Origin of the sequence: Paenibacillus peoriae (assembly GCF_022531965.1) — a bacterium.
Lineage (GTDB): Bacteria > Bacillota > Bacilli > Paenibacillales > Paenibacillaceae > Paenibacillus > Paenibacillus polymyxa_D.
Map to the genome: position 1 here is coordinate 1947740 of NZ_CP092831.1, position 17698 is coordinate 1965437.

15 protein-coding genes are annotated in these 17698 nt (G+C 46.9%); 10 read left to right on the forward strand and 5 right to left on the reverse strand.

Going from position 1 to position 17698, the window contains the following annotated elements; all coding sequences use genetic code 11:
- Positions 1-24: 24 nt before the first annotated feature.
- Both MLD56_RS08855 and MLD56_RS08860 read right to left on the reverse strand, forming a co-directional pair.
- The gene (locus MLD56_RS08855; RefSeq protein ID WP_029516686.1) at positions 25-2007 is read right to left on the reverse strand and encodes an LTA synthase family protein; all 1983 of its coding nucleotides are present in this window, start codon (positions 2005-2007) and stop codon (positions 25-27) included.
- A gap of 188 nt (positions 2008-2195) precedes the next feature.
- Positions 2196-3356 (reverse strand): THUMP domain-containing class I SAM-dependent RNA methyltransferase, encoded by a 1161-nt coding sequence (locus MLD56_RS08860; RefSeq protein WP_023987994.1) that lies wholly within the window; start codon positions 3354-3356, stop codon positions 2196-2198.
- A 157-nt stretch (positions 3357-3513) separates the two neighbouring features.
- On the opposite strand from MLD56_RS08860, the gene MLD56_RS08865 reads away from it, so the two are divergent.
- Positions 3514-4158 carry an O-methyltransferase gene (locus MLD56_RS08865; RefSeq protein WP_029516687.1) on the forward strand — a complete coding sequence of 215 codons (645 nt, stop codon included), beginning with the start codon at positions 3514-3516 and terminating at the stop codon, positions 4156-4158.
- Positions 4159-4270: 112 nt separating this feature from the next.
- On the opposite strand, the gene MLD56_RS08870 is transcribed toward MLD56_RS08865, so the two are convergent.
- Complete coding sequence (locus MLD56_RS08870; protein ID WP_029516688.1) at positions 4271-5491, reverse strand: MFS transporter; 1221 nt, start codon at positions 5489-5491, stop codon at positions 4271-4273.
- A 235-nt stretch (positions 5492-5726) separates the two neighbouring features.
- On the opposite strand from MLD56_RS08870, the gene hemE reads away from it, so the two are divergent.
- The 9 genes from hemE to MLD56_RS08915 all read left to right on the forward strand — a co-directional run bounded on the left by hemE (position 5727) and on the right by MLD56_RS08915 (position 16039).
- Complete coding sequence (gene hemE, locus MLD56_RS08875; protein ID WP_029516689.1) at positions 5727-6773, forward strand: uroporphyrinogen decarboxylase; 1047 nt, start codon at positions 5727-5729, stop codon at positions 6771-6773.
- A gap of 31 nt (positions 6774-6804) precedes the next feature.
- The gene (hemH, locus tag MLD56_RS08880) at positions 6805-7746 is read left to right on the forward strand and encodes a ferrochelatase (protein ID WP_029516690.1); all 942 of its coding nucleotides are present in this window, start codon (positions 6805-6807) and stop codon (positions 7744-7746) included.
- Positions 7747-7753: 7 nt separating this feature from the next.
- Positions 7754-9199 carry a protoporphyrinogen oxidase gene (gene hemG, locus MLD56_RS08885; RefSeq protein WP_029516691.1) on the forward strand — a complete coding sequence of 482 codons (1446 nt, stop codon included), beginning with the start codon at positions 7754-7756 and terminating at the stop codon, positions 9197-9199.
- 137 nt (positions 9200-9336) lie between these two features.
- Positions 9337-10818, forward strand: coding sequence for a CapA family protein (locus MLD56_RS08890; protein WP_029516692.1), 1482 nt, complete (start codon positions 9337-9339; stop codon positions 10816-10818).
- Between the two features lie 81 nt (positions 10819-10899).
- Entirely contained in the window at positions 10900-11670 is a 771-nt protein-coding gene (locus MLD56_RS08895) for a glycerophosphodiester phosphodiesterase (protein ID WP_029516693.1), read from the forward strand.
- 38 nt (positions 11671-11708) lie between these two features.
- Positions 11709-12332 carry a fumarylacetoacetate hydrolase family protein gene (locus MLD56_RS08900; protein ID WP_029516694.1) on the forward strand — a complete coding sequence of 208 codons (624 nt, stop codon included), beginning with the start codon at positions 11709-11711 and terminating at the stop codon, positions 12330-12332.
- A gap of 168 nt (positions 12333-12500) precedes the next feature.
- Positions 12501-13307, forward strand: a complete 807-nt coding sequence (locus tag MLD56_RS08905) for a DUF92 domain-containing protein (RefSeq protein WP_029516695.1) — start codon at positions 12501-12503, stop codon at positions 13305-13307.
- Between the two features lie 82 nt (positions 13308-13389).
- Positions 13390-13968, forward strand: coding sequence for a TetR/AcrR family transcriptional regulator (locus tag MLD56_RS08910; protein WP_241113497.1), 579 nt, complete (start codon positions 13390-13392; stop codon positions 13966-13968).
- A gap of 121 nt (positions 13969-14089) precedes the next feature.
- A complete protein-coding gene (locus tag MLD56_RS08915) occupies positions 14090-16039 on the forward strand; it encodes an ABC-F family ATP-binding cassette domain-containing protein (RefSeq protein WP_029516697.1) in 1950 nt (649 codons plus the stop codon).
- Positions 16040-16190: 151 nt separating this feature from the next.
- Here the strand turns inward: MLD56_RS08915 and MLD56_RS08920 are convergent, their stop codons facing one another.
- Both MLD56_RS08920 and MLD56_RS08925 read right to left on the reverse strand, forming a co-directional pair.
- Positions 16191-17228 carry a M42 family metallopeptidase gene (locus tag MLD56_RS08920; RefSeq protein WP_029516698.1) on the reverse strand — a complete coding sequence of 346 codons (1038 nt, stop codon included), beginning with the start codon at positions 17226-17228 and terminating at the stop codon, positions 16191-16193.
- A 13-nt stretch (positions 17229-17241) separates the two neighbouring features.
- Complete coding sequence (locus tag MLD56_RS08925) at positions 17242-17664, reverse strand: LapA family protein (RefSeq protein ID WP_029516699.1); 423 nt, start codon at positions 17662-17664, stop codon at positions 17242-17244.
- Positions 17665-17698 lie beyond the last annotated feature (34 nt).

Genomic DNA, 17698 nt, shown 5'->3' on the forward strand with positions numbered 1-17698 from the left:
TATTAGATACAGATACAGAAGGAGTTACTTCTTTGTTTGTGGTTCCCATTCGCGAATAAGATCGTATGTGATAACCTGATCGGATATGTTCAACCGATTGAGAGCTTCGGTATATCCCGGTCCGCAGGCGTTTACGTCTGTAGGCTGGCCTGTACTCAGGTTGTAACAGGTCCCTTTGGAGAATGTACCGTCCTCAGATGGAATGTAGTACACTCGTCCATCCGTGAAAGCACCAGTACGTAGCACAACCATACGAGGCTTCCCGCTAAACAGATCGTTTCCCATAAAATGATATGGTTTTGTAGAAATCCCAAGCAGGTGCATTACGGAAGGAGTCAGATCCAACTGACCTGCCGGTTCTGTATACGTGCCCGCCTGACTTCCGTCAGGAAGATGCACAAGCAATGGCACCTGATTCATGATTTTCTGCATGTCCAGATCCGTAAGTGGCTTGCCTAAAAATTTCTCATACAGTGCTTTGTCTTTAATAGAATTATCATGATCCCCATAAAACATCAGGATCGTATCATCCCACAGTCCGTCTTTCTTCATCTGATCTACCAATTCGCCTAGTGCTTCATCTACATAATGGACAGATTTTAGATAGTCTCCGAACATGGTACCTTCAAACTCGCCAACGTCTAAATCTACCGCGTCAGGTGACAGGTTGTACGGATGATGGCTCGAGATACCGACCATATAGGCGTAGAACGGCTGCTTAACTTCGGTAGTGAGATCATTGAGCGTTTGACGGAAAAAGGATTTGTCTCCCAGGGACCAGCCCAATGGCTCATCAATTTTAAAATCTTTTTTACTGTAGAACTTGTCATAGTTCATTGCCTTATACATAGTGTAGCGGTTCCAGAAGCTGCTGTCATACACGTGAAACGCATTGGGACTATATCCAGTATCCTTCAAAATGGAAGGGAGCGTATCGAATTTATGGTCCGCATAACGGATAAATACGGAGCCTGTAGGGAGCGGATGCAGCGAAGCATGTGTAGAGAAGTCCGCGTCCGAAGTACGGCCTTGCGCAGTCTGGTGAAAATAATTGTTGAAATACATGCTTTCCTTCGTCAGTTTGTCAAAGTTAGGCGTAATCGCTTGACCGTTGATCTGTTTGCCGATAAAAAAGTTCATGAACGCTTCAGCTTGAATGACCATCACGTTTTTGCCCTTATACTTGCCAGATAGATCATTTTTTACCTGAAGCAACTTTTGGTGCTGATTAAACCATTCCTTATCCTTATCGGATTCCGCTTGAGCCAATGTAGGCTGAGGACCAAGGTGATCCTGACCATAGCGGTAGATGTCATATCCATGAAATCCGATCAACCCTGTTACATTGTACAAGGCCATCGACCACCAGTTGCCGACAAATATGCCAGTTGCCCACGTGGAGGTATAATATTTGATCGGCCCAAATGTTAATACATAGCCAATCAGGAAGGCCAATGCTCCTTTAGAGAAGCGAAGCAGGAACCTCTTTGTGTAGGAGCTTCGGGATGCTTTTAAATAAGTATCATTCGTGGTAAATCGACGTCGTAAGGAAGCCACAAATATGACATACGGAATGAATAGAATCCAGTCTGCAAAAAAGAGAATGTCCCCCCAGTACATAAGGGATGCGATACTTCCGCCTAGAGAATCAACTTGTCCAGCTTGAAGTAAGACGGGAATCGTAATGAAATCCTGGAAATACCGATAATAAACCATGTCGGAATAAATGAGCGCGGTGAGCAACATATCGAGCACCACAAGAGCAATCAAACGTCCGCGACGTGGCAGCCATAAGGTCCAGAAGCTCACAAGTAAAAGCGAACCAATAGCGATGACATAATCCAGCGGATTCATGTCAATATTTTGGGCATGCAAGTTATAGTGAATCAGTACGAGCTTGCCGATCATAAGCACAAAAAACAGACCTAGTCCAAAATATCGAGACAGCAGCATTCTGCTGAACGTGTTACCAGTGCGACTTGCACTGGACGTGCGAATAACCAACACTTTACCCCCTCTGGCAGAAATGTTCGGCTAGTATAAATTACATATTAACGTAATGTTAAAACCGAAATGCCTTTAATTATTATAGCGCTCATCTCGCGCATTTCAATGATTAAGTAAAGAAAATACAGCACAAATCAGGCCAGAACAACGAACGGAGAGTTCGTTTCCTGGCCTAGGCTTCATCTTATTTAAGGCTGCAACGGCGAAGTATCTTTGCGGCGCGGAGGCAGAGGGCCTAGATACTGATAGTATTGGCATTCGATCCGGCCGTTAAACAACTTCCGGCGCTTGTCTGCTTTACGGCCCCAATAATGCTCAAATTGCTTGGTGGAGCTGATGGCAAAGAAGGACCAGGTCTTCATTTCGGCTGCCGTGCGTGCGAGTGAACGGATCAGCTTTTCCACCTCGGATTGTTCGCTCAGTCTCTCGCCATAAGGTGGGTTTGTAATCATCACACCATATTGTCCTTCGAGTCTGACTTTAGTTACAGGCATCACTTTAAGAGGGATGTCTTTAGCAAAGCCTGCTGCTTTTACAGCTGCCTCAGCAACTTGTATGGCATTTGGATCGATATCGCTACCTGCAATTTCAAAAGGAATGTCATCGCGGGTCAAATCCATCGCCTCGTCGCGAGCCTGATCCCATAATTCTCTGCCAATGACAGGCCAGTCTTCCGAGTTAAAGGTACGTCTCAGTCCTGGCGCAATATTCCAGGCTTGCATGGCAGCTTCGACCAATAAAGTACCGGAACCGCAGCATGGGTCATAGAAGGGGCGGTCCGGGCTCCAGCGACTAAGCTGAATAAGAGCAGAAGCCATCGTTTCTTTGAGGGGCGCCTCTGTAACGAGCTTACGGTAGCCGCGTTTGTGCAGTCCTGGACCGGTTGTATCAAGCGTCAGCAACGCACGATCATTCAATAGAATGACCTCAATGACGTAACGAGGGCCATCTTCAGCAAACCAATCTGTGTGGTAGGTTTCCTTGAGCTTCTCTACAATCGCCTTCTTGACGATTCCCTGACTGGCTGGTACGCTACTAAGCTGTGATTTGTGCGAACGTCCCTCTACGGGGAATTCACCATCTACAGGAATCCAATCCTGCCAGGGTAATGCTTTGGTACCCTCGAACAGCTCATCGAAGGTTGTTGCAGCAAATTCACCCATTTTAATAAGTACGCGGTCTGATGTGCGAAGCCACAGGTTACACCGGCATATATCCATATAATCTCCGGTAAAAACGACGCGGCCGTTTTCGACGGTTAGATCTTCGTACCCGAGTTCTCTGAGTTCTCGGGCCACGACGGCCTCAAGTCCCATTGGCGCAGTTGCAATTAGTTGCAGTTGAGTCATTAAACGTATTCACTCCGTCCCCATAATCATGTAAGCTTGGTTCAATCCCTATAGTATAGGTCATTGTACTCGAAGAGACAAATCATTAAGGTAAAAAATTTACGAAGGACACCACGTCCTACCTGCGTTATGATTAAGCAATAAGGAGAGATGAATCGTGGAAATTACACCCAATATGACGCCTGAACAATATGTAGACCAGCTGGTACAAGAGGATGAAGCACTTCGCAGTATTAGGGAGGCTATCGTTAAAGAAGGTATGCCGGAAGTATCCGTTGCCCATCCTTATGGAAAACTGTTGACCTTTCTAATTGAAGTATCTGGCGCACAGCATGTACTGGAAATCGGCGCATTAGGCGGCTACAGTGGATTATGTCTGGCCCGTGGGTTGGGAGAAAAGGGCCGTATTGTGTCACTGGAGCTGAAAGAAACGTACGCAGCGCTGGCACATCGACATATGGAAAACAATGGCTACGGTGACCGTGTCGAATATCGTATTGGACCCGCAGCGGACAGCTTGAAAGAACTTCAGGAAGAGGGAAGAACTTTCGATTTTTTCTTCATTGATGCAGATAAGGAAAATTACCCAGTATATCTGGAGTATGCGATTGCTCTGGCGAATCCAGGTGCCATTATTGCGGGAGACAACTGTTTCCTTCGCGGACGGACGCTGAATACGGATAAGAACGGCCCTGCCGTCCAGGCCGTGAGACGTTTTAACGAAACGATAGCAACAGATCCGCGGCTGGTCAGCACGCTTTTGCCAGCTTACGATGGATTGGCGCTAGCTCGAGTTAAATAGCGTTCATTCCCCATGTATAGCTATCTATACAAAAAAGAACCTCCTTGTCCACTATAGCGTGGGCAAGGAGGTTCTTGTCTGTTAAGGTGGGCTTGTCTTACCTGAAGGTTTCTTACCTGAAATCAGGCGTAGCCTTACGATCAAAAAGCTTCATGCGTACCCAGAATATGTTGACGATTAACAGGACACCTGACATGATAAACAGTCCTTCGATGCCGATAAACCCGGATAGCACCCCGCCAATGACAGCACCCAGCATATTCCCAAGCGCGAGCGAGCTGGTATTGAAGCCGAAAGAACGACTTTCCATTCCTTCCGGTGTATACGTGCGAATCAGCGCATTTACGCTTGGTAGCAGACCGCCCATAAATACACCCATGAAAAAACGGATAATGACAAGTTGCCACACTTCATTGACAAAAGCCTGCGGAATGAGCATAACCGCCGTTCCGAGCAGTGCAATGGTCAAGATCTTGTGCGCTCCTATCTTGTCACTCAATCTTCCAAGGAGCGGTGCAGCAATCATATTGGATACGCCTGTTATAGCTGTAACGAAGCCGGCAATCAGCGCAATTCCTTCTGCCGACCCATACAGTTTTTGCACATATAACGGCAGCAGAGATACCGTACTGATCATGGCAAATTGGAGCAGAAACGTTACGGTGAACAAAGCCGGAAGCTGGGGCGTATGGCTTAGCTCCTTTAATCCGGCAAGAACCGAAATTTGCGGTGTGCGTGCGGCTTCCGCTTTACTGAAATTTTCTTTAACCAGAAACATTGCAATGAGTGAGGCTATAAAAATCAGAGCGCCTGTAATATAAAAAATCGGTCTGAATCCGACCCAATCAGCCAAAAATCCGCCTAGCAGAGGACCGAGAATCGTGCCGGCCATCTGACCGGATTGCATAATCCCCATAGCGAATCCGGTTCGCTCTTTGGGAGTGGTACCCGATACTAGGGAAATCGATGCCGGATTGAAACCCGAAATCGTACCGTTCAGCAGGCGAAGCGCCAGCAGTTGCCACGGATGGGTGACCAAACCCATACATCCGATGACCAAAGCCATACCAAAGCCTGAGCGAAGCAGCATGACTTTACGTCCATATCGGTCAGCCAGCTTGCCCCACAAAGGCTGGAACATAAATGAGGTCAAAAAGTTAGCGGCAAAAATAACTCCAGCCCATAGACCAATATCGTGCTCTCCCTTCACATGAAGGTCCTGAGCCAGATACAGGGCGAGGAACGGAGTAATCATCGTAATACCCGCATTGACCAGAAACTGACCGAACCAAAGCACAATGAGATTGATTTTCCACGTCTCCCACGTTTTCAATGTGCTTTCACTTCCTTTCTGCCCATTCTCATCCTGTTGTAAATCCTACGTATCAACGCATAACTTCTCCGGAGCTTTAAAAAAAGCCATTTCTCTAGTATAGCACACTTCATTGAAACTTTATCCAAATGTCATGGGTTTGTCATGGTTTGTTCGAGAGCTACGGTTGTTACGACTCTTGAAAAAGGGCATAATTAAAATATAGTATTTATGATTCGAACTGGAGGCTGAAGTCATGACCTACAATGATACTTTTATCCGCGCTTGCCGCAAGCAAGCTGTGGATCATATTCCCGTATGGTACATGCGGCAGGCCGGAAGGTATGACCCTGAGTATCGCAAAATTAAAGAAAAATACACGTTGCTTGAGATATGCCGCCAGCCCGAGTTGGCCGCAGAAGTGACTTTAATGCCCGTGCGCAAGCTCGGGGTGGACGCTGCAATTTTATATTCTGATATTATGAATCCGGTGGCCTCGCTAGGGGTTGATTTTGATATTGTCAAAAATATTGGACCGGTTATTGATAATCCGATCCGGTCAGCTGCAGACGTAGACAAGTTGCGTCCAATTGATGTGGAACGCGATTTGGGTCATATTTTGGAAACGATCCGCATTTTGGACCGTGAACTGAACGTGCCATTGATTACGTTCGCTGGAGCGCCTTTTACCATTGCAAGCTATTTAATAGAAGGAAGACCCTCCAAAGGATATATTCGCACCAAAGCGATGATGTATGGAGAGCCTGAGTTGTGGCATCGCCTGATGGATAAGCTAGGGGACATGGTTATTACATACGTGCGAGCTCATATCGCTAATGGCGGTAAGGCTTTTCAATTGTTTGATAGTTGGGTAGGTGCGCTCTCGCCCTATGATTTTCAAACTTTTGTGCTGCCGACTATCACACGTATTTTTCATGAATTATCTGATCTGGATGTACCTAAAATTTATTTTCCGGGCGTAAGCTCTGGTGAATTGCTCCCACACTTGAATGGGTTAAAAGCCGATGTGATTGGACTGGACTGGCGGGTAAGTATACCTGAAGGACGTCGTCGCTTGGGCAACGGTTTTGGTGTACAGGGAAATCTGGATCCTTATGTGCTTACTGCGCCAATCGATGTTATCAAGCAGTATGCGAAAACCATTGTAGATGAAGGTATCTTGGAGCCGGGTTACATTTTCAATCTCGGTCACGGTTTATTTCCTGAAGCCTCGCTAGATAAGCTAAGAGAGCTTACTGATTATGTACATGAGTATTCCCACTCGATTTTGTCAAAGAATTAAACCATTAGAAATGTTAAGAGGTGATCTGCTAATGAAAACCAAAGTGGGTGTACTGGTTATGTCCTACGGGACGCCAGAAAGTCTGGATCAGGTGGAAGCCTACTATACACATATCCGTCGCGGTAATGCTCCCTCGCCGGAGCAGCTAAAGGAATTAAAGGATCGTTATGAAGCTATTGTGGGCGGTGTGTTTCCGCTGCGTCAGAATACGGATCGGCAGGTTCAAAACCTGCAGGAAACCCTAAATCGGGAAAATCGCAACCCGGACATTGAATTTGCCTGTTATCAGGGACTCAAACATGCGAAACCGTTTATTGAGGACGGTGTGGAAGCCATGGTGCAAGATGGCATTCGTGCTGCGGTGGGTGTCGTGCTGGCTCCGCATTATTCCGTTATGAGTGTAGGCACTTATATTAAGCGCGCACAGGCTAAGGCACAGGAACTGGATCTGGCCATATCATTTGTGGAGAGCTATTATCTTCATCCAAAGTTGATTAAGACGCTAACTGAGCGTGTGAACGCCAAGCTGGCGCTTTTTGAAGAAGCTGGAGCCAAGCGGGATGAGGTTCGTGTTCTATTTAGTGCGCACAGCTTGCCTGAGCGGATTTTGGCTATGGGTGATCCTTATGTAGAGCAATTAATGGCTACTTCGCAGGCTGTTGCGGACAAGGCGGGGATTACCAACTGGCAGTTTACGTGGCAAAGCGCCGGTCGTACAGCAGAACCATGGCTGGGGCCAGACATTTTGGATACCATGCACAGTCTTAAAGAGGAGCAAGTGGAGTATGTGCTGGCTGCACCAGTTGGCTTTGTTTCTGATCACTTAGAGGTGTTATACGATCTGGATATTGAAGCACAGGCTTTGGCGAAGGAATTGGATATGCGTTTTCAGCGTATTGATTCACTCAACAGTGATCCACTGTATATGGAGACGCTTAGTGATGTCATCATAGACCAATGGAAAAAGGGATGAGGACATAATGGAGCAAAGGTTACGTAATATTGTAATTGTAGGCGGAGGCTTGACCGGGCTTAGCACTGCTTTTTATACACGAAAAATGTACAAAGAAGCTGGCTACACACCTCGAATTACGCTGGTGGAGAAAGCATCCGTGCTGGGCGGAAAAATTGAAACACTGCATAAAGATGGTTTTGTGATTGAAAAGGGGCCAGATTCCTTTCTGGCCCGTAAAACGGCCATGATAGACCTGGCAAAAGAGCTGGAGCTGGATCATGAACTGGTGAGCACGAATCCTGAGGCTAAAAAGACATACATTTTGCATGAAGGACAGCTTCATCCGATGCCCCCTGGACTGGTGCTGGGGATTCCAACGGAGCTGAAACCCTTTTTGCGCAGCGGCTTGATCTCTTTAGGCGGGAAAATGCGGGCTATGATGGATTTTGTCATTCCGCCTCGCCGTGTACCGGGAGATGAGGCGTTGGGTGATTTTATTGAACGCCGACTTGGCAAAGAAGTGCTAGAAAATGTAACCGAACCACTACTGGCAGGGATTTATGCTGCCAACATGAAGACACTAAGTTTGCAAGCGACCTTCCCACAATTTGCTGAGGTAGAGAAGCAATACGGAAGTCTCATTCACGGAATGATGACAGGTCGAAAACCAGCTGAAACACATACGGGTACGAAAAAAAGCGCCTTTTTGACCTTCCGTCAAGGCTTGCAAAGTTTGGTGCATGCGTTACTGAATGATTTGTATGACTGTGATTTACGCACCGGTATTGCTGTTACAAAATTCACAAAGACACCGCCAAGTGAAGGCAGCCCATATCGCGTTATGCTGGACAATGGAGAGATGCTGGAGGCGGATGATATTTTTGTAACGACTCCCAACTTTGCTGCTGCGCCGCTATTGCGAGATCATGTCAATGTGGCTGCACTGGAAGCTGTTAATTACGTCTCCGTAGCAAACGTGGTCCTAGCCTTCGATAAAACAGATATTGAGAACGTCTTTGACGGTTCTGGTTTTCTGGTTCCTCGTAAAGAAGGACGCAGCGTGACCGCTTGTACATGGACGTCTGCCAAGTGGCTTCATACCAGCCCAGATGATAAGGTGCTGTTGCGCTGTTATGTAGGGCGAGCAGGAGCTGAAGACACTGTAGAGTTACCGGATGATGAGTTGATTGGACTGGTACGTAAGGATCTGAAAGAGATGATGGGAGTTACAGCGACTCCGTTGTTCACGGAAATTACACGTCTTCGCAATTCCATGCCGCAATATCCGGTAGGGCACCCGCAGGCTATAGCTGATTTGCGTGAAGAGTTACGCACTGAGATGCCGGGAGTGTATGTGTTGGGCGCTGGCTATGATGCAATTGGCTTACCGGATTGCATCCGTCAGGCTAAGGAATGGGCCTCCAATGCCGTCCAAACGACACAACAGGAAGCAGTCAAGGTACAGGTGTAAATGTTCGATAATGAACCCTTCGCGATCCAGGCGAGGGGTTCTATTTATATTGAAATTTGATATATAATGGAGAAGGTGTAAAGTTCGCCAGCTAATAAAGAAGTTATGCAAATGCAATAGCATAGAAGGAGTGAAGAATGTACCCTCCCAGATCACAGCGAAATGAAGGTCGCAAAAAAGCAAGAAAACCAAAAATAGGCAAGGCTTGGATCATTACAAATCTGGTCCTACTGCTTATGATTGTAGGTCTTTTCGGTTATTATTACATATTTGAACACGACAACAGTGGCTCTCTTGCGGAAAATGCCGGGTATTCGCAAACGGAGAAGAAAATCCAAACAGGATCTGCTAGTGCAGATCGGTCTACTTCCTCGGTCAGTGAAAATGTTACAGCCTTGTCAAATAAACAGCTGGATGAAGGCCCCCATGCAGAAAATAAATTTGTCGACGATGAAACAAAGCAATCTGCTGCTTCAGACACAAGCAATCGTCCCGCGACAACGTCTGAAACAAATGCTCCCGAAGGCAGTTCCACAGGAGCAAAATTGTCCTCGGGGAAAGACGGGCAAGCACAGAACGATACGTCCAATAAGGATATATACGACGGTAATCCATCCACCGATAAGGGAGGAACGGAGGATATAAAGAAATCCAAAACAGACGGTGCAGACTCTCCGACAGTCACGCTTCACTTTGTAGGGGATGTGCAGTTTTCCGGTAAAGTTGAGCAGCGTTTGGAGCAGAATGGGTTTGATTTTCCGTATCAATATCTCGGAAACTTGTTTCATAAAGACGATTTGACGATTGCCAATCTGGAAACGCCCGTGACAACGAATGGTGTGGGTGCGTTAAATAAAACGTATGTGTATAAATCTTCGCCCAAAGCGTTAACTGCGTTGGCTGCGGCAGGGATAGACGCTGTCAATTTGGCCAACAATCACATTTTGGATCAGGGCACAGGCGGATTACTGGATACACTGAAATACCTGGATGAAAAGGGTATAGCCCATGCTGGAGCCGGACGTAATGCAAAAGAAGCATATGCACCGCATTATTTTGAACGTAAAGGGATCAAAATTGCCTTGTTGGGGACTACACGTGTTATGCCTGAAGCCAACTGGAATGCGGGCGCCAAACAGCCCGGTGTAGCAGGAGCCTATGATTCGACCGCTATCGTAAAGTCTATCCGTGAGGCACGAATGCAGGCCGATCTGGTGATTGTCATTACCCATTGGGGGAAGGAGCGCGCAACTGCACTTGAGCCCCATCAAACCGAGTTATCGCACGCTTTTATTGATGCTGGAGCTGATCTTGTCATTGGCGGTCATCCACATGTGCTTCAAGGGATGGAGCAATATAAAGGTAAATGGATTGCATACAGCACAGGCAATTTTATTTTTTCTAAATCAACGGTGCCAGCCACTTGGGATACAGCGATATTTCAGGCAACCTGTACCCGTAAAGGGGCTTGCGAGATGAAGCTGACTCCTTATCGGGCGGAGCTGGGTCAGCCGATCCCATTGAAGGATACGGAGGCCAGCAAAATTTTGCAGAGAGTGGCGGCACTGTCACCGGGAAATGTCTCGATTGGGACGGATGGTACAGTAAGTGCTCAATAGAATTTCGAAAGAAATTGTTAATATAGGAATTGACGGAATGAGCGTATGAGGGACTCCTTTGTGGATGGAGGTCATAACAAGATGAATAATTTGTGTGTGGCTCACCGCGGTTTTTCGGGGATTGCTCCTGAGAACACGATGGCAGCCTTTCAGCTTGCGTTGGAGCAACCATTTGTACACTGGATTGAGCTGGATGTACAGCTGTCAAAGGACGGTGTTCCGGTGGTAATTCATGATTTTACACTGGAGCGAACGACGAATGGTACAGGGAGAGTAAAGGATTCGGACTGGAAAGCATTGCAACAACTTGATGCTGGTAGCTGGAAAAGTGCAGAATACCGTGGAGAAATAATCCCCTCCCTCGCACAGGTGCTGGATTTATGTCGTGGCCGCGTATCGCTCAATATTGAGCTTAAAACAGCGGGAGATATGTATCCAGGACTGGAGAAAGCCGTACTCCGTGAAATTGCGATGAGAGGGATGGAGGGAGAGGTGGTATTAACCTCTTTTGAGCGTGCTGCATTACGCCGGGCTAAGGAGCTGTGTCCTGAGATCCGTACCGGATTGATTATTGACGCGCGTCCAGATGACTTGGCAAAGCAACTGGAACAGCTACAATGCACTTTTTTATCTATAGGCTATCCGCGTTTGGATCGAAACTTGATGAAAGATCTCACTGGACGCGGTATTACTGTCATGGCGTGGACGGTGGATGACCGCCGTATAATGCGGAAATTGGCCTCATTGCATCCTGAATTGATGATTTGCACCAATTGGCCGGATCGCTGGGAACGGGTTTTTTTGCTTTCCAAGCATCGGATGTGGCACTATATACGTAAACTTATACGTTAATAATTGGACTACATACGCGGGAAGGGTGAAGGGTCGTAATGAACGTGGAAATTCGTAATGTTTATTGTGTTGGGCGCAATTATAAACTGCATGCGGAGGAGCTGGGTAATGAGGTTCCCGCAGAACCAATGATTTTTTTGAAGCCGTCTCATGCGGTTGTGCCGCTGGATGGCGCCACGCTGGAGCTTCCGCAGGGGCAGGGAGATATTCATTTTGAGACTGAGCTGGTTGTAGCTGTAGGACGTAAATACGAACCGGGCATGTCCGCAGATACGTGTCTGAACGCATTTGCATTCGGCATCGATTTTACCCTGCGTGATGTACAAAGTGTTCTCAAGAAAAAAGGCCATCCATGGACCGCCGCCAAAGGCTTTAAATCGTCTGCTCCCGTGACACCATTCCTGCCTTTAGAACAATTGGACATGCTGGAGCTGCAGGATTTTTCCTTGCTCAAAAATGGACAGGAAGTGCAGCGTGGACATGTCAAAAATATGATTTTTTCTATCCAGCACATCGTTGAATATATAGCTACTCATTATGGACTGGGCGAGGGAGATATTATTTTTACAGGTACTCCAGCAGGAGTAGGGCCTACAGCAAGCGGGGATCGCTTTGAGCTTTTCTGGGGGAGTGAGCGTCAGGGAAGCTTCACCATCGCATAAATTTGTGAACGGAATCCACAGAAGAGGATTAAAAAAGGGAATGTTTTGAAGGCCGTGTCCTGTGCCAAAGCATGGGACACGGCTTTTATATAAGCGTGGAGCGTTGTACAATAATATACAGAACGAATAAAGAAAAACGGAGATTCATTTCAAAAGCGGGGGTATATCATGGACTGGATCATCGGATTGCTTTGTGCTGCTGTGGTGGCGGGAGCTGCATTTTATAAAAAATCCTTAACCTTATCTGGCTTTGCTGCGGCTGTACTGATGGGAACCGTATATTATGGGGCGGGTAACCTGTTCTGGTTCGGCACATTGCTCTTGTTCTTTATCACGTCAACCCTCCTGTCGAGGTTCAAAAAGGAGCGCAAGGCTGAGCTGGAAAAATCGTATGCCAAAACCGGCAACCGGGATGCAGGCCAAGTATGGGCTAATGGGGGATTAGGTATGCTGTTATGCCTGGGTTATGCGATATGGCCCCATGTTACGTGGCAGCTGGCTTTTGTCGGTGTCATGGCTACGGTCACTTCCGATACGTGGGCAACGGAATTTGGCAGTCTGAGTCGTAAGCCACCCCGTTCAGTGCTTAACGGGAAGGTGCTGGCACCTGGAACCTCAGGCGGAGTATCTGTATTGGGAACGGCTGCGGCCTTGGCTGGGGGTGTACTGATTGGCATAGGTGCATGGGGCTTTGGACACGCCATAGGAACGCCGAGCTTGCCGTTATGGCTGTGGGCACTGGTTGGAGGTATCTCCGGTAGCGCCGGAGCCTTTGCTGATTCCTATCTTGGTGCTACGGTGCAAATGATGCGTTCCTGCACGGTTTGTGGACGGGAAGTAGAAGTAGACTCACATTGTGGACAAACGACAGTCTATGTACGAGGCTGGCGTTGGATGAGTAATGATCGGGTGAATAGCATTAGTTCTATTTTCGGAGGATTGGTCGCTCTTGCAGGTATTTTTCTTATACTCTGAACACGGAGCTGGGGATCGTTACAAGGGAATAATTATTATAAGAATTGACGGTGTTTCGATCCTTGTATAAGGAGGTGCTAAGATGGGCGATATACACGGAGATAAATATGAAGCCATTTTGGACGCCGCTTACACAGTCTTTGGCACCAAAGGCTATTATGAAAGCAAAATTTCCGAGATTGCAGAACAAGCGGGAGTTGCCAAAGGCACAGTATACTTGTACTTTAAAAGCAAAGAGCAGCTATTTACAGCAGTCACACGTAGAGATTGCGAGCAATACCTAGCCGAAATGCAAGGCGCATTAATCAATCGTACTTTGGGAGAAGGTCTGCTGCGGATGGCAAATTTGCATCTGCACTACTATTTCAAGCGCAAGCAGCATACGAAATTATTTTTTATGACCCCCAACAGTGACCCCGATCTAATGGAGTTTATGCGGGGATTTATTCAGGACTATACTGATTTGGTCAAAAATAAACTGGCGTCAGAGGGTGTACAGCAGTCCGAGTTTCATGCGAAGGCATTCATTGGGATGTTGGAGCGCCTAAAAATGGATATTTTATTAAATAAAGATTTCCGAGAATGTGACGTGGATCAGACGGCTGAACTAGCAGCGAACTTATTTATGCATGGCTGTAAAGCCGGAATACAAAAATCCTGACATCTTATTGCTAAGAAACCGTACTGAATTCATTCAGATAACGGTTTTTTTAATCATTGGCTGTGTCTGTGTTAAAATAAACAGGATGCATCACAAAATTGGGGAAGAGTAGGGAATCCGTATGAATATTATGACCGTTGAACATATAACGAAAAGCTATGGCGAGAAAATGTTGTTTGAGGATGCTTCCTTTGGTATGGATGAACGTGACAAAATAGGAGTCGTTGGTGTAAATGGCACCGGTAAATCAACATTTTTACGCGTGATTTCCGGCTTAGAGCCGCCGGATGATGGCAATATTGCAGTGAACAACGATGTGCGAATTCAGTATCTAGCACAAAATCCGGAGTTTGATCCTGAAATGAAGGTACTCCAGCATATTTTTCATGGCAGTCAGCCTGAGATGAAAGCGGTCCGTGAATACACAGAAACCATGGAGTTGTTGGAATTAAATCCGGGTAGCGAGGAGCTTCAAAAACGTCTATTGCGAGCAAGTCAGCAAATGGATACGTTCCAGGCATGGCAGCTGGAGAGTGAGGCCAAAAATATACTTACCCGACTGGGGATCACCCAGTTTGAGTCTCGTATGGGCGTTCTATCCGGTGGGCAACGTAAGCGGGTGGCTTTGGCGGCGGCTTTGATCCAACCCTGCGAGCTGCTCATTCTGGACGAGCCTACAAACCATATTGATAATGAGTCCGTTGAATGGTTGGAGCAGTATTTGCAAAAAAGACGTGGTGCGTTGTTAATGATCACGCATGATCGCTATTTTCTGGATAGAGTTGCAAATGTCATGCTGGAGCTCGATCATGGTCGCCTTTTCCGTTATGAGGCTAACTATACCCGTTTTCTGGAGCTGAAGGCAGAACGCGAGGAGCGGGAAGCGTCTACGGAACAAAAAAGGAAGAACCTGCTGCGTAATGAGCTGGCTTGGATCCGCCGTGGAGCAAAGGCTCGTTCCACCAAGCAGAAAGCGCGTATTGACCGATATGAGCAGCTTAGGGATCAGAAACCGGAAGCTCGTTCTGGATCTGTAGATATGTCCGTCGCCTCCACACGTCTGGGTAAAAAAATATTGGAGATCGAGCATCTTTCCAAATCGGTAGATTCTCGTAAGCTAATACAGGATTTGAGCTACATTGCGGTTCCTGGTGATCGTGTTGGTATCCTAGGTCCTAACGGTAGTGGGAAATCCACTTTGCTCCAAATGATTGCCCAGCATATAGAACCGGACTCCGGCAACGTTGTGCTGGGACCGACGGTGAAGCTTGGCTATTTTACTCAGGAACATCAGGAAATGAACGAATCTTTACGTGTTATTGAATATATTAAGGAAGAAGCCGAAGTGATTCGTACAGCAGACGGTTCGACGATTACAGCTGCACAAATGCTGGAGCGTTTCCTGTTCGCACCAAGCGCGCAATGGACGGTTATTTCCAGGCTGTCCGGGGGTGAAAAACGGCGCTTGTATCTGCTTCGTGTTCTGATGTCGGCACCGAATGTGCTATTGCTGGATGAACCAACAAATGATCTGGATATTCAAACCCTTTCCGTTTTGGAAGACTATCTGGATGAATTCCCGGGCGTGGTGTTTATTGTTTCTCATGATCGCTATTTCCTGGATCGAACAGTGGACAAAATACTGGCGTTTGAAGGGGATGAACAGGTACGTGTACATGTGGGCGACTATAGCGAGTATGCAGAATGGATTAGTAAAAATGCTCAATCTTCTGTGAATACGTCTGTCTCGACGAGTACGGATTCCTCGAATCGCTCTTCCACGCCTAAGTCTGCGGGTCCTTCCGAGTCAGTCAAGGAGACAAGTAAAACCAAGCTTAAATTCACCTTTAAGGAACAGCGGGAATATGAGCAAATTGATGAGCTGATTGAACAAGCCGAACAGAAGTTGGCCGACATTCAGCGGCAGATGGAAGAGTCTTTTAGTGATTCAGCACGACTACAGGAGCTCATGGCTGAGCAAGCGAAGGCAGAACAGCATTTGGAGCACCAAATGGAACGCTGGACCTACCTTAATGAGCTGGCCGAGCAGATTGAACAAAGTAAATCTTAAGCAATGATAAAGCCACATTAATAGCATTCTGCCAGAGCTATTTCTTCATGTTGCTCAGACTAAAAAAGCAAGTATCCGAAAAACCGGAAGACTTGCTTTTTTATTTACTGATCTATTCGACGATGTAACAGGCTGATTGTCGTTATTCGAATTAAACTGTCACATAAGCTGCAAGCAGATGGGCAGTGTTCACCACGGCCTGCTTGTGCGTGCGCTCCATAGCATGGGAGGCGTGTACGCCAGGGCCGATCAACGCAGCACGGATGTTATTACCTGCTCGTAGTGCAGCCGAAGCGTCCGAACCGTAGTGTGGATAAATATCTACCGCATGCGGAATATTCAGCTCTTTGGCCAGCTCAATTAGACGGGTTGTCATAGTATAGTCGTAAGGCCCGGAGGAATCTTTGGCACAGATAGAAACATCCGTTTCCTTGCAGCTCAGATCTTCACCCATACAGCCCATATCGACAGCTATCATCTCACTGATTCCTTCAGGTATGTAAGCCGCTCCGTGCCCCACTTCCTCGTAGTTAGAAATGAGCAATTTAACGGTATGTCGAGGCTTCCAGTTTCCATGTACAGCAGATTCCAGTAAACCAAACAGCGCAGCTACACTAGCTTTATCATCCAGATGCCGTGACTTGATAAATCCACTTGGTGTTACGACTGGACGCGCATCGAACGAAATAAAATCGCCCACTGCAATACCGAGCTGAAGCACGTCTTCTTTTGACTCGACAAGCTCGTCAATCCGTACCTCCATATGGCTCTCCTTGCGCTCAAAGCTCCGTGCATCATCATAGACGTGCACAGATGGATGGCTGGACAGAATAGTGCCTGTATACGTTTGTCCGCTTCTGGTATGAATAAGGCAGTATTCATTCTCAATACTGTTCATCATGAAGCCGCCGACGGATGTCAGACGTAGGGTGCCTTGTGCTGTAATGGAACGCACCATTGCGCCCAATGTATCCACATGTGCGCTCAGCGCCACCGTATGGTCCGTTTCCTGACCTTCCAGAGTCAAGATGGCACCGCCTTTTGCATTCCATTCGATTTGTACCCCGAGGCTTTCCGCTTCTTGACGAATCAGCTCCATCACATGGTGTGTATATCCACTGGGACTGGGTGTGTTCAGTAGCTGATTTAAAAAGTTCATCATATAATTCTCATTTAATTGAATCGTCATTTGTTGCTCCTCCTCATTTGGACAACCGATCAGAGTTAGAGGACGGTTGCTCTATATCTTGGTCGGATGTAGACCCTGTGCTGGAAGAACCAGTCGTGTCATAGATCACATCCGCGTTTGCTTCTACCGTGGATGTGTGCTCTTCTTGTAGTGTATGAAGCTGAGTCGTCAGACGTTTAATCTCCCTCTGAAGCCTATATTGGCGGAAAATACCGAAAGAACCGACAATAAGTCCACCTAGAAGAGTGCAACCGAGAATAAGCAGAATCAAAGGAATGCTGACCATACTGAATAGAAGGTTCACTTGAACCGAATTCACATTAATAACAGCAAATACAGCTGTTAACAAAGCAATAACAAGAGCTGCGATCAAAGACCATTGTGTTTTCAAAATGCCACCTCCTCCCGTTACATTATAAAATCCCTTGCCCGCCATGGACAAGGGATTTATCCGTGCATCATTTCAATGC

Excerpts from the sequence above, each read along its gene's own strand:
- MLD56_RS08900 (WP_029516694.1), top strand. The coding sequence starts at position 11,709 with ATGAACGTGGAAATTCGTAATGTTTATTGTGTTGGGCGCAATTATAAA.
- MLD56_RS08920 (WP_029516698.1), bottom strand. The coding sequence starts at position 17,228 with ATGACGATTCAATTAAATGAGAATTATATGATGAACTTTTTAAATCAG.
- MLD56_RS08915 (WP_029516697.1), top strand. The coding sequence starts at position 14,090 with ATGAATATTATGACCGTTGAACATATAACGAAAAGCTATGGCGAGAAA.
- MLD56_RS08905 (WP_029516695.1), top strand. The coding sequence starts at position 12,501 with ATGGACTGGATCATCGGATTGCTTTGTGCTGCTGTGGTGGCGGGAGCT.
- MLD56_RS08860 (WP_023987994.1), bottom strand. The coding sequence starts at position 3,356 with ATGACTCAACTGCAACTAATTGCAACTGCGCCAATGGGACTTGAGGCC.
- MLD56_RS08925 (WP_029516699.1), bottom strand. The coding sequence starts at position 17,664 with ATGGCGGGCAAGGGATTTTATAATGTAACGGGAGGAGGTGGCATTTTG.
- MLD56_RS08890 (WP_029516692.1), top strand. The coding sequence starts at position 9,337 with ATGTACCCTCCCAGATCACAGCGAAATGAAGGTCGCAAAAAAGCAAGA.
- hemG (WP_029516691.1), top strand. The coding sequence starts at position 7,754 with ATGGAGCAAAGGTTACGTAATATTGTAATTGTAGGCGGAGGCTTGACC.
- hemE (WP_029516689.1), top strand. The coding sequence starts at position 5,727 with ATGACCTACAATGATACTTTTATCCGCGCTTGCCGCAAGCAAGCTGTG.
- MLD56_RS08910 (WP_241113497.1), top strand. The coding sequence starts at position 13,390 with ATGGGCGATATACACGGAGATAAATATGAAGCCATTTTGGACGCCGCT.
- hemH (WP_029516690.1), top strand. The coding sequence starts at position 6,805 with ATGAAAACCAAAGTGGGTGTACTGGTTATGTCCTACGGGACGCCAGAA.
- MLD56_RS08895 (WP_029516693.1), top strand. The coding sequence starts at position 10,900 with ATGAATAATTTGTGTGTGGCTCACCGCGGTTTTTCGGGGATTGCTCCT.